The organism is Acidiluteibacter sp. (genome assembly GCF_055129545.1).
The window spans coordinates 1-13119 of sequence record NZ_JBSRUB010000028.1 but is presented as its reverse complement, the minus strand read 5'-3'; the positions used below and the strand labels follow the sequence as shown (position 1 = coordinate 13119).

The 13119-nt window shown below is 35.6% G+C and carries 11 protein-coding genes; 4 read left to right on the top strand and 7 right to left on the bottom strand.

The window, feature by feature from the left end; genetic code table 11:
* Nucleotides 1-217: 217 nt before the first annotated feature.
* The 3 genes from ACTB0X_RS14705 to ACTB0X_RS14695 are packed head-to-tail and all read left to right on the top strand — an operon-like array spanning nt 218 to nt 2089.
* Entirely contained in the window at nt 218-901 is a 684-nt protein-coding gene (locus tag ACTB0X_RS14705; RefSeq protein WP_463025811.1) for an RNA polymerase sigma factor, read from the top strand.
* A gap of 32 nt (nt 902-933) precedes the next feature.
* A complete protein-coding gene (locus ACTB0X_RS14700; RefSeq protein ID WP_463025810.1) occupies nt 934-1287 on the top strand; it encodes a hypothetical protein in 354 nt (117 codons plus the stop codon).
* Nucleotides 1274-2089: an ImmA/IrrE family metallo-endopeptidase gene (locus tag ACTB0X_RS14695; protein WP_463025809.1), complete on the top strand. Its 816-nt coding sequence runs from the start codon at nt 1274-1276 to the stop codon at nt 2087-2089. The genes ACTB0X_RS14700 and ACTB0X_RS14695 overlap by 14 nt, the downstream gene beginning before the upstream one ends.
* 170 nt (nt 2090-2259) lie before the next feature.
* Here the strand turns inward: ACTB0X_RS14695 and ACTB0X_RS14690 are convergent, their stop codons facing one another.
* From ACTB0X_RS14690 to ACTB0X_RS14665, 6 genes are all read right to left on the bottom strand, one after another.
* Nucleotides 2260-3342, bottom strand: a complete 1083-nt coding sequence (locus tag ACTB0X_RS14690) for a hypothetical protein (RefSeq protein WP_463025808.1) — start codon at nt 3340-3342, stop codon at nt 2260-2262.
* Between the two features lie 107 nt (nt 3343-3449).
* Nucleotides 3450-4658, bottom strand: coding sequence for a GIY-YIG nuclease family protein (locus ACTB0X_RS14685; protein WP_463025807.1), 1209 nt, complete (start codon nt 4656-4658; stop codon nt 3450-3452).
* A complete protein-coding gene (locus ACTB0X_RS14680) occupies nt 4651-6696 on the bottom strand; it encodes a DEAD/DEAH box helicase (protein WP_463025806.1) in 2046 nt (681 codons plus the stop codon). Before ACTB0X_RS14680 ends, ACTB0X_RS14685 begins: the two co-directional genes overlap by 8 nt.
* Nucleotides 6693-9449 (bottom strand): class I SAM-dependent DNA methyltransferase, encoded by a 2757-nt coding sequence (locus tag ACTB0X_RS14675; protein ID WP_463025805.1) that lies wholly within the window; start codon nt 9447-9449, stop codon nt 6693-6695. The genes ACTB0X_RS14680 and ACTB0X_RS14675 overlap by 4 nt, the downstream gene beginning before the upstream one ends.
* 12 nt (nt 9450-9461) lie before the next feature.
* Nucleotides 9462-10250, bottom strand: coding sequence for a nucleotidyl transferase AbiEii/AbiGii toxin family protein (locus tag ACTB0X_RS14670; protein ID WP_463025804.1), 789 nt, complete (start codon nt 10248-10250; stop codon nt 9462-9464).
* Nucleotides 10247-11041 (bottom strand): type IV toxin-antitoxin system AbiEi family antitoxin, encoded by a 795-nt coding sequence (locus ACTB0X_RS14665; RefSeq protein WP_463025803.1) that lies wholly within the window; start codon nt 11039-11041, stop codon nt 10247-10249. Before ACTB0X_RS14665 ends, ACTB0X_RS14670 begins: the two co-directional genes overlap by 4 nt.
* A gap of 839 nt (nt 11042-11880) precedes the next feature.
* Here ACTB0X_RS14665 and ACTB0X_RS14660 point away from each other — a divergent pair.
* Complete coding sequence (locus ACTB0X_RS14660) at nt 11881-12165, top strand: hypothetical protein (protein WP_463025802.1); 285 nt, start codon at nt 11881-11883, stop codon at nt 12163-12165.
* 475 nt (nt 12166-12640) lie between these two features.
* Here ACTB0X_RS14660 and ACTB0X_RS14655 read toward each other — a convergent pair.
* The coding region (locus tag ACTB0X_RS14655) for a tyrosine-type recombinase/integrase (protein ID WP_463025801.1) at nt 12641-13119 on the bottom strand (479 nt) is incomplete at its 5' end.

Here is a 13119-nt window from a genome sequence, read left to right as displayed (position 1 = left end):
ATTCATTTTAACGAATTCTTCAATATCAATTATTTCAGTCATAATGTGTGAATTTTGTATTTGTAATTAGTACGATGTGTGATGACAGAATCTGATTTTTTGCTGTATTTTGTCATATCGGAACAAAACCTGTCATCGGTATGCGTATTACTACTATATATTGCAATTGCAATGGAACCACCAGCTACACTTAACATTTAAATCAAAGCTTATTGTTATGGTCGTAAAAACAGGGACTTCAGATTACGAATTATTGGAAATGATTGGAGACAGGGACGACCCTTTCCTGGAAGAAGCTTTCGGTGAGTTTCATAGGAGGCACAAGGATTTTATTTATGGGTCGTGCTATAACTTTTTCAAACATCGACCTCAGGATGAGGCAAGGGCCATGGCCAGTGACCTGAGCCAGGACACTTTCTTTAAAGTACTGAAGAAAGCCAAAGGCTTCGAACGTAAAATAGGAATAAGACCTGAGAAGATTGTAGTGCATGTAAGAAGTTGGCTGTATACGATTATTAAGAACTCTTTTTTCGATCAACACGTCAAGTTACCGGAAAGACGGATTAAGATTGTTTCTATCGATTTGGATCAGAGAATCAGGGCCGAGGAAAAACTATATGATGATTCTGATGAGGGAAGAGAGCTGTCAGACGAAAAATTGGAAATGTACCGTGCGATTCAAAAAGCACTATCAGAAATAAAGTTGTCCGATAAACAACAAGATATCCTGAAAGTCTATAATCAGTCGGGTATTTTTGATGAGAGGGGTAACTGGAACTTACCCGAGACTCGGATGGCCGAGCTCGTCGAGAGGCACGGAATCGGTAAGAATGCAATTATTCAAAGTAAAAATAGACTTATAAAGAAAATTAAGGATCAAATACAATTAACAAACCTATAAGGAGTATTTTAATAAACGGAAAAACAACAATTATGGCAAGCAATAACGAATCAAATAAATTTAGTGAGTCCTTTGAGAGGCAAGTGTATGATGCGCTCAAATTTTACGGATACAATCTCCCTGAATCTGATGAAGAGATTGAATCATACGTAGAAATGTTTGGTAATACTAAAATCGAACTTCCAGATGATGTTGATGACGCTGACCATATTTACAAGAAGTTTATGAAAGAAAACCAAGATGACGGCAATGCGGATGGTAGTATTTCTGCCATGGCAGCCCAGGCAGAGGAAGGGAATAGTCTTCCTGACAATATTATAAAGAATATCGAGGACAGTATAAAAAATGGCAGGAGAGTAAACCCACGTGATAATGGAGATACCTAGTGAAGAAATTGATGAACTTGCGGAAAGGATAATCTCTAAATATTCCACTGAATTTCCAATTGACCCCTTCCAAATTGCTACTAAATTGGAGATCGATGTCATTGAAGGAAATTATGGAAGGTATTTCAGGGGTTTGATAAAATATGCGAACCGAAGGTTTTATATTTTATTGAATCTCGACTTTTTGAAAAAGTCCTATTATTCGGTTGCTAGATATACCTGTAGCCATGAATTGGGGCATTACTTTTTAAAAAAACATAGAAATAGATTGAAGTTAGGTCAATCGATAGCTTTTTCAGGTTCAAGCCTTGAAAATGCTGAAAAAAAGACCTTTGAGAAGGAAGCTCAACAATTTGCGGCTTCATTGTTAATGCCAAAAAATCATTTTAAGTCAAGTTATGTAGAATTCGGCAAACAGGGATTTGAGGCCATATGTGCATTAAAATTGTTTTATGGCGTGTCAGTTACCACCGCGATGATACGACTTGTAAAGCTTAATCTGGAGCCCATATTGAGTATTACTTGGACAGAACAGGGCATTTTGAACAAAGGTGTTTCTGATAGTTTTGTATTAGCTATAGGTGGCCGAGAACTATTTGTTAAACTAAATTTGGACAGACCATTGTTAGAAGAAGATGTCATAATTGATGAACTGACCGGAATCAAATATCACCGTTCGATTACACCTTTGTCCTCCTGGTCTTACAATCTGCCCAAGAATTTCTCTAATGAATTTTTTGTGGTGGAGGAAACTATGTATACAAAATATTACAACATGACCCTCATAAGAACTATAGTTTGATTTTCTGTGGCTTATTTGATAATTTGCAGGTGACCTTATAAGTTTCCCCTTTAAAATGATTTAGTTATTTTGAATTTCCTAATGTTCTATAGGTTTCAAGGGATTGGGTATTAGCTTTGGTTTTAAGGAGAGCGAATGTCTGTTATGGGCATACCATAATCCCATATGATCTATTTGTTGATAGCACTAGACCGGTTAAAATAATTAATAAAAAATTTGTTTGCATCATACTTTAAAAGGTTAGTATGATTACTTGCAACAAAACTCAATAGTTCACAATATCTTTTTCGCCATGAAATAGGTTTGGTATCAATGTAATGTGGAGAAACTACCACATTTTCAGCACCGTCAAATAGAAAATAGCTACCGTCAAATAGAAAATAGCTTAAGAACTTTTGTTGCTTCAATTCATATTTAATTGAAGTTAATTGATTAATGTACTCTCCGCCTATTGCGTCATCTGGGAATGCAGCAAGGATTACAACACTTCTATCTGAAAATGGCAGAACGGTAGTTATTATACTGGATACTTCTTTGGACAAATCATTTATAAGTATTTTTTTTCCAGAAGGCATTTGGTGAGGAGTAATATACGCTGCACAGCCAATAGGGATGGTGTACGGATATTCAAATATGGCATATTCAAATTCAGAATACTGCTTGTTAAGTAACCACTTATTAATTATTTCCATAGGGGCGTTTAGATCATCAAGTGCAGCAGATACACCCATTTTAGTTTCCCATAATTGCCTCGGAGAATTAGTTTTATTACGAAAGTTTACAATTTCAGAATCGGTTGAATTATAAAATTTGAATTCTTCGAATTTTCTATGACAAGCAATCGCCATTGAGCGATAGGTATGCAAAAATAAATGCTCGTCACTATTTATATCAGTAATTTCAGGCTCATTTTCAATTGCCTTAAATATTTCTGTATCGTGAAATTCACAAAATCCATCAAAAGTTGTGGCCGCTTTACGACCTGTCGGTTTAAGATCAAAAAAATTATGCGTGAAATTATGTTCTCTCTCACTATGGACATATACATACTTGTTTCCTTTTTTATCCTTCTCTAGAAATCGAAGAGATCCCTGCCTTTGAAGACTATGGGCGCTTTTTATAGGTAAAACGCATTCATTTTTAGATGGGTGGAAACAATCTTTAATATTAGCTTCAGAATGAATTTTACGCTTCATTCTATTAAACTCTTTATTAAGCTCAATGTAATCCTTATTTGCTTTTTCTGCGTCCATTATATAATCTAATCCATTCACTTAGAAATGCTGGTTTTCCTAAGAATTTACACTTTTAAACGTTGTTAATAGTCTTTATAGAATTTTATTGTGCTATTAGTTCATTATCAATACTTCTTCAATTCAGCTGTACTAGGATCATAATAATAATCACTAACACTTCCATCTTTAATTTTTTCTACCATTTCATCAATGATGAAAAGTGGCACTAAAAACCATTCATCTGGCTTTACGGGTTTTCCAAAACGGTCTTTAATTTCAATATCTAACTTTGCAGCGTCAAAAAATTTATGAACTACCTTTTCAAGTTTAACTCGATTTATATTGGCTAATTTGTACGTGGCCAGAACTTGAACATCTGCCATTAGAAAGGTAGGATCGTTTTTCGCATTAGAAATGCGTTTTTTAACATCTCCCCCGGTTACTCCTATTTTATGGACAACATCTTTGTTTTCTTGAACCATTGGATGATTGGATAGGCTGCGCAGAACGTAAATCGTTCCGCTTTCTTGATCATCTTCATTTACTTCTCCAGAAAAGAGAGGGCCTAAACCTGGATCTGTTATAAACCTACTAGTTTCGTCCTTATACATGGCTCTAATCAACGACCTCAATAAAATCTTACTCTCGGTGCCATTTGAATATATAACTCTTAGACGCGAATCTTCTTCACCGTTTGGCGCTTTAAATGATTCTCCAATTTCCGCTATAAGCGCAATTTGTCCTCCTACTATTAAAAATTGAGCCTTTTTTAAAGTGGTTTTAGTAAAGCCGGCATCCTTGCGAAACCGAACAGTTTCTCTTAAACCTGAATCAATTTCTTTTTTTATTTGTTCAAATAGATGCTTGAATTTTTCAAAATCCTCACATCGTGTTCTATTAGCAATCTCTTCGGCTGCTTTTTTTTCAGCACGGGTTTTTACATGTTTTAATTTTGTAATAGACTTGTCGGCATCAATATCTACACCAAGTTGCTTTAGTAATTCTTCGTCATCAATATCATTTGAAATATCTACTATCTTATCCTCCTGTCTCAATATATTATTGGTGTCAAAATTCTTAAGTATCTCCAAGCACTCCTTTGAACTCTTAATTTTATCAAGTCTAACAGCATAAAGTCTTTCAAAAATATCATTGTTCTCCCCATGTTCGGGTACCCTACCATGCTCCTCAACAAAATTTAAAATCTCCTCAAAACCAGCGATAATACGCTGTTCTTTCGTATTATATTGCTGAACCTTTTTAACGTCAACCTCTATACCTAGTTCAGCTAAAAGCGCATCATCCTCCTCCGTAAATTTTTTATTTTTAGCCATTACTTTCAGATTTTAATCGGGCGAGTACAGCTATGCCTTGGGCCATTCTTTGCTCCCAAGGATCTGCAGATTTTATATCTGGCAATCTCCCCCGTTCTTTTTTAAATTTTAAAGCGCGTTTGGCCAAATCACGGGCCTCTTCCAAAGATATATTTTGTTTTCTGGCTGATATGACTTCCGCCATGGCTTTTAGACTACTTTCGTTCATTGACTTAGAGAGAATGGAATATGCTTCACTAAAAGGATTAATACTATCAATCCAATCCACATCTAGTTCACGAACATCCATTGCAAACTTACGTACGCCGTCAATTAAAGCCGTATTCGCTTTTTCTCCAAACTCATTTTCCCTATTTGCAATTTCCTTTGCCTTTTGAGTAAGATTAAGTGCAGCGATGGCATGCTGCCTTACTGATTCAATATCTTCCTCATCTAAATCAGGGTATTTATCTTTGATAATTTTCCCTAGTCTAATCTGGGTCAGTTCCTGTGGCACTAACTCTTCGTCAAACATACCACGTTCTATTGTCTGCTTATCCTGTACAAAGGCTGCAATTACTTCATTTAAATCTTCTTTGCATATTCGTTGCGCATCTTTACTTTTTGGGACAGTAAGTCCTTTGATCTCAATTTGATATTGACCAGTCTCTTCATTAAAACCCACGTTTTCTTTATTAGTATCATAGCCTCCTTCACCATAATCAAATCCTTCAACTGGTCCACTTTGTGTATTCTTAGGTGTAAAATTAAATCTTGGTGCTAAAACTTGTTCCATTAATAAACTTGCAGAAATGGCTTTTAGGGTATCATTGACCGCATCTGTTACAGCATCCTCAGACGCGTCTGGTTCTGCAATCAAGTTCGTAAACCTAGATTGAATTTTGTTAGGTGCGTCACGAGTGGCCCGACCTATAATTTGTACAATTTCAGTGAGACTAGAGCGGTAACCGATTGTGAGCGCATGCTCGCACCAAATCCAGTCGAACCCTTCTTTGGCCATTCCCAGTGCGATTATAATATCTACGAATTCACGGTTCTTTTTTATTTCTGGCATTTTCAATGCAGCTTGAACTTTAGATCGTTTAATATCGTCATCAACCAAATCTGCAATTTTAATGATTTTTCCTTGTACTGTTTTTACCTGATGAAATCCAGTTTCAGAATCAATGCCTTGCCACTCCCCTATCGCATGGATTATATGTTCAACCTCTTTAATTTTATCACCCAGACTTTCCCGAGAATTAACATTTGGTATATGAATGATTGTTTTTTCATTAGGGTCTAAAACATTAAGAATCTCATCCGCGTAGGCTCCACTATAGAAATAATACCCAATATTTAATGTTTTTAAATGCTCATAGCCATTAAGCTGTTCATAATAAGTATATGTGACAGTATCGAATTTGGCTTCATCGTCAGGCATTAAAACGGGGTTAGCATCACCCCTAAAATAAGATCCTGTCATTGCTACAATATGTATCTTATCTCGTTCAACCAGTTCTTTGAGTTGCGAACCAAGAACATTATTCTCATCAGCACTAACATGATGAAATTCATCTATTGCAATCAGTCTGTCATCAAACACTTCTATGCCCAGAAGATCTATAGCAAAACGAAACGTAGCATGCGTACATACTAAAACCTTATCATCACTTTCTAAAAAAGATTTAACAGAATTGACCTTACTACCATCTTCTCCAAGTGCATTACAAAGATTCCATTTGGGTTCTACAAACCAATCATGATAAAACCCAAATTTTGAAAGCGGTTCGTTTGCAAAACTTGAACCTATGGACTTTTCTGGCACTGCTATAATGGCCTGTTTTATTCCTTGGTTATTGAGTTTATCAAGCGCTATAAACATTAATGCGCGGCTCTTACCAGATGCAGGCGGTGACTTTATCAAAAGATATTGCTCTCCTCGTTTTTCGTAGGCACGCTCTTGCATAGCACGCATACCTAATTCATTAGATTTTATAGAGTTACCAGTACTTTTATAGTTTACGGTAACAGATGGTATTATTTTCGTTTCTTTCATACAGCTTTTTCTTTCGAAGTCAATTGTGTATACATTTCAAAGAGTTTTTCAAGGCGTTCAGTATCGTTCTTAAAACGGCGACCAATATAAATACGCTCTAAAACTTCATCATTACGTTCGTGTGCTTGCCTTAAATCTTCAGGCATTTTCTCGGAATCATATAAGTCTGCTATTGTAGCTGGAAAATGGCGCTCCCGTGCGATTAAAATCTCTTCAGCACAAGTTGTTAAATCCATTTTATTTTTATCTGTAAAATGCGGAATTGGAAAAGTGTTCCAGGCCAGGGTACTTGTAAAACGATACCGCATTTCCATTCTTGAACATACTGTGGCAACCCAAATCAGATTCATTTTTGAAGAGATAATAGATAACACCCAAAGATCATTGCAAGACATGCTAAATGCAGAATTAGAAACAACAGTTTCTGGTGGAAGTAATCCAACAGGCAAGTATTCTCTGTTTTCCGAACTTGTTACAGGCACACAAATTGAAGATTCCAAAGGTAGTGGTTTTCTTTCGTCGAACCTATGAGGCCAACTAGCAGCAGCTATTGTTGACTTTTTGGAACTTTTAAGTCTAAAATTATGAACTCTTTTATACCGCTCTCTAAAAGCCTTAATTTCACTTGATTTCTTGACATCTTCATCATCTACCCAAATACAATACCTATTGATACCATTAATTAGTTCATTTGATCCAACAAATGGTCGAATATATTTTTTCTTTTGTTCAGCTGTAAGCCCCAAATCATTAATTTCATGACTATCTAAAAGTAAAAAACCTCCATCAGTAGGAGAATTACCTCTGCTAAATTCTGGTATGTCACTAATATGACTTCTCGAACCTTCTACAAGTATATTTTTACCTGAAACCAAATAAGGATTAATATTCTGAACAATACGAGAAACTGTATTACCATTATTATCTACATCATATAATTTTTTAATTTGATTTGGCTTATTAGAAATTCCAACTATCACAACAGTTACACCTGCATTATGACTTGCCAGATTTGCCCATTTAAAAGAAGTATGAGCAAAAGAAATTTCATGTCCTGATTTAAGAATTAGTGGCCATAATAAAGGTACTTGTTGTCCCTGACATATAGAATTAGTTGACACAAACGAAGATGCAGCACTTGTGTGTTGTCCAAATTCTACAGCTTTCATAAACCAACCAGCAACATAATCCAATGGTTTCCATCCACTTATGTATTTTTCAAAAATATTCTTAAGATCTGCTTTCTGGTGATTGTTTTGTTTCTTACTTCCCAAATATGGAGGGTTACCACATAAATATGTTTCTCCTCCCTCATTTTCAAAGTCAATTTCAGCCTGTTTGAGTGGTGTACTGAAAAGATCATCTCCAATTGGTTTAACCCCAGTACCTGTTGGAGGGCATACGGAAAGCCAATTAATTCGTAAAGAATTTCCTTTGGTAATCCAGTTCTGAGCGTCTAAAGGCAAAAACTCAGCCAAGGCCAATTGTTGACCGAGATAGAGGACATCGCATTGAAATTCTGCAATGATAAGTGCTAATCTTGCGATTTCCGCGGAAAAATCCCGTAGCTCAATTCCTCTAAAATTGGTCAATGGAATCTCAGATGAAAGATTAGCTTCTCCACGCCGTATATTAATCTCATTTTCTATTTTTCGTAATTCCTTATAAGCAATTACTAAGAAATTTCCAGAACCACAAGCAGGGTCAAAAACACGAATATGAGACATTCGTTTTCGTAAATTAAGCAACTTTCTGGCATTTTCACCCGCTTCTTCCAATTGAGTTCTTAGATCATCAAGAAATAGGGGGTTCAATACTTTTAAAATATTTGGCACCGATGTATAATGCATGCCAAGTGCTCCACGTTCATCATCATCGGCCACCGCTTGGATCATTGAACCAAAAATATCAGGATTGATTTTCTTCCAATCCAAATTACCAACGTGCAGCAAGTAGGAACGCGCAATTTTTGTAAACTTTGGGCAGTCTATAGAACCAGAAAATAATTGCCCGTTTACATAAGGAAATTTCATCGCCCAGTTCCGAATTTCTTTCGTTTTTCGGTCGGAAACCTTAGTATCCATTGCACGAAAAATTTCAGCTACAATTTCATGTGTATCAGAAGCATTGGAAGCACTCATTTGTTGCACGGTACCTGTAAAAAGATTATCTCCACTAAAAATATTCGTGTCCTCTGCAAAAAAGCAAAATATTAGCCTGGCAAGAAAATGGTTAATATCATGCCTTCGCTCTGCAGTTGCCCACTCTGGATTGGAACTCAATAACTCTATGTAGAGTCTGTTTAAACGTCCCGTAGCCTTAATGTCAAAAGCACTCTCCCTTATTTCTTTTACCGTACTTATTCCTGCTAATTCTAAGAAAAACCCAAAATGCTCATGAAAGTCATTGTAATCTGAAACAATAGTCTCTCCACTAATAATATTTTCAGACTGAAAATCTTTACCATCAGTTGCAAGAATAAATTTTGCCTTAGCTTTTATGGTTGCTGGGCTTTCCCTTAACTTTGTTAGGGTTTCTAAAACCTTACCTTCATTACAAGTAGCGATATGAATGTTATTTCGTTGAAGAACGCCACCATCAATTGTAGATTTATTGGAGTTCCCATCTCGTAGCCGCTTTATAGTAGTGGCCTTATTACCGAATGCTTCAAGAAAAGAATAAGGGAATTCTTCTCTGTCAAATGGTTGACTAGCTAGTTCCGATACCGCTTCCTCTATTTCTACTGCGTTCATTTAGTTTATGCTCTACAATTCAGTTATTAATTTAGTTTTCAACCACTCAAAAGCTGTTTCTTGGTCATATTCAATTTCTGGTCGCAATAAGGCTTCCATATCTCCTGTAAAATTGGGGTCGCTTTCCTTTAGTTCCATATTTAGTGCAAACTCTTTAAGAGTTGGTGGTTTGCCAACCGAAAATGTCATATATTCATTAAAGCATTTCAGAATAAGGTCATAGTCTAAATTCAGATACAATCTGGCAAAATCCAAATCAAATAAATCACGTCCTTTACTACGTTGGTATAGTGCACGTAATTTAGTGCCTAGTAGCTCATTAATGTCATAAGTTCTTATATTGGCACTCCCTGTAAACCAATCGCTTTTTACCTCAAATGGAAATTCCACCCAAGGTAATACATTAAAATGCTCTTTGCAGTTAATTTCTAATTTGAGGCGTAAGCGTATGTCTTCATATTCTGAAGTAAATCTATAAAACGCTTTTGCTCCATGACCACTAACTTTGGTGTTTCGGGGTTCTTCAAAAAATGTAATAACTTCACCAATGCGCTCCATAATAGGTTTGATGGGACCTTCCTTAATTTGAACCAAATCAATATCTTCAGAATACCTAGGTGCAGGGTGAAGGTATAGTTTGTGTAATGCCGTTCCACCTCTAAAAGCTAGATTCTCTCGTAGAAAATCATCAGAAAACAACTCTACCAGAGTTCTGCTTATGACCAAATCTTGTTCTACTTGTGAAAATGATTTCCATGGAGCTTGTTCTTGCCAGGCTGCTATGTAGGGTCTTGGAATCATATATCGCTTTCTAGTTTAATGTTTTCATCAACTTTCCAAAAATTAGTTACGGCTCCAGCACTTTTTTTGGATGATGGGTTGAGCAAGACAGGATAATATTTTACTGTTTTGAAATATTCAGTAAGTAATTGAATTAACTCTTCATTATCGTTTTCGAATCCATCAATGAAATATCCCAATCTTTGTAAAGTGCTTTTGTGCGGATACCATGACAATAAATCTGATAAATTGGAGTAATTAATACTGTCCATAAGCTCCTCAAGGACAGAGAGCATTCTATTCAATCCGCCCAATTTATTTTGATAATGAATTAGGTCCACAGCGGTTAATACTGGATCTGAAATTTTGAAAATTCCAGCATCCGATTTTTTAGTAAGAATATTTTTTTCAGGCCAATTGGTAGTAGTAAAAAAACGTATATCTAATGCCCCTTTGCTTATGTCCAATAGGGTTGGCTTTGTAGTAATTATATAATCACGCTGAATTTGCTGATGACTTGCACCATGAAATTTAGCTGCGGAGTATAAACCGATATAATAGGGCCTTTCTAAGTATTTAAATAGCTTTTCGCTATATAATTGAATTGGCAGTTTGGTCTGTTTCGAGTACCTAGGGGGGATAATGAGAAAAAATTCCCTTCTTAGCGGAATAATATCCCCTTTTTTAGTTAAGTATGATAAATCCGTTGTTAAATCCTCCTTATCTTTCTGGATTACCTCTTGGAGCTCGTCCTTGGAAAAGGAGTATTCTTCAAGTGAGAGTTTTTCTTTTATAAAATCGGCGAGATACAATTATAGTAATTTTCCGAGAAAGTTAGTAATAATTACTAATTATCTCGCATTTTTACTAAAGTATTTTTAATTGAGTTGTTGAATTTCAATAATACTTCCAGACCTTTTTCTACAATATCAGTATCTAACTCTTTAAGATAGGCTAGGTAAAGACCCGAGTTTAATAATCAGAAGTTCTGTATGCAGGCCCCGTGATGTCTATGTATTTAGCTTAAAATCTAAGTTTTCAAAAATGTCCTTTAGTTTTTAAAATTCCACCTTTTTTCCTTCATGCTCTATTTTCATGTAACATGAAAAAGCTAAATAATTGAAAAGTGAACGTTAAATAAAAGGAATTACAAGTAATATTCAAATGAAACTAGGAAAATTTGCGCCAACATAAAAAAACGTGCGCAAATCTTAAATTAGTATCAAAAACATGCGCAATTGCCATTGCTTAGTTTAAGCAATCGTCCGCTTTAAATTGAACCGGCCTTAAACCTCCATATCTAAAGTATCAACAAGGTAGAGTCTATTTTTGGTAAACCCTACTTCAAAGCGGAAATGGATGTCAATGAATTGGATTCAACAAAAGCTAAATAGGAATTGAGGATATCCTAGACCCTGTAGAAGTTGAAAAACTTCTGGGTTTTTAGCCTTCTCAAGATTGCTGATAAAAAAATGGCACTATTACTTCGAAAGTACTAAAATGAAATGGTTAAATGATTTATACTGAATGATAATTCATGCGTTAAATAAAAAAATTGACTCTTAATGAATGATAAATCATACACATATTGGTATGCAAATAGTGATTCACCTAATAACATAACTTTTGGTGAATTAAATCACTATTTGAAATGATTAAATGTAAATGGGAACAACCAATTGTTCAAAAATTAGGGAAAGGTAAAGCAATACTTGCGATAGGTCCACGGCAGGTAGGTAAGATAACACTTATTAAATCAATTTTGGGTGCCAGGGAATACTTGTTCTCGGATGGAGATAATCCAACAGTGGGAAGTTTAATGATCAATCTCAATACTGAACAACTTAAAAGTCACATCGGAAACTATACCACAATTTTTAAAGCTGAGCTCACTGGTCCCATTCAGAACAGCACTATCCAACTCCTTTTTGTTTAAGGCAATTAGCCAAAGTATGCTGGGTAACAGAATTGCTTGCATTTTCAGGTTACAGTGATGTGGACTTGAAAATAGCTTGAAGAGTTTTTAGTAAAATTGTCCGTGTTCATTAATTTTGATTGTTCATTGTCCATGAACATAATGAAAAAATGAACGGTTATGATGGAATATCGCAAAAAGGACTTCATTTATGAAGCTATCTCAAAGCTAGTTTTTTCTTTTTCTCTATTAACTGTTCGTTTACAAATTGACTGATGCAAACATTTTACCTGTGGAGTCTAACGAAACAATTATGAATTGTTCTTTTTGAAACGCTAGTAGGTATTTGCATTAGTAAGTAGCTTATTGTAAAATCATAGGATATTTTGCATTAACAATATTCTTAATGCAAATTTTAGCGATATTTTGCATTAGTGAAAGGTACCTGTATCCAATTATTTTAGCTTAGTCTTTTTCAAAACTATTTATTTTTTCGCTATAACAACACTTCAAGCGCCTTATCCACAATCTCAGTATCCAGCTCTTTAAGGTAGGCTTGTGTAACCGCTAAATTCTGATGTCCTAAGGATTCACTAATGACATCGGTGGCTACACCTTTTTGTTTGAGGCAATTAGCAAAACTATGCCGGGCCACATAACTGCTGACATTTTTCGTTATATTACATAGTTTGGCGATCTCTTTAAGCTCCTTATTGTAAATACCGAGCATTTTATGTTTCCGATCAGCAAGCTGGGTGGGGGTGTAGTCCTCACGAAACAACAATGGGAATACGTACTTGTTGCCATAGCCGTGAACGCGATAATAGTCCAAAATTTTCCGAACTGGGGGCATAATGGCTATGGAGAAGTTTCCTTTGGTCTTCGCTCTAGTGTAATAGATGACGTTAGCCTCAACATCTTTCCATTCCAAGCACATCATATCGGCAAAATTCATTCCTCTGGTATAGAAGCTAA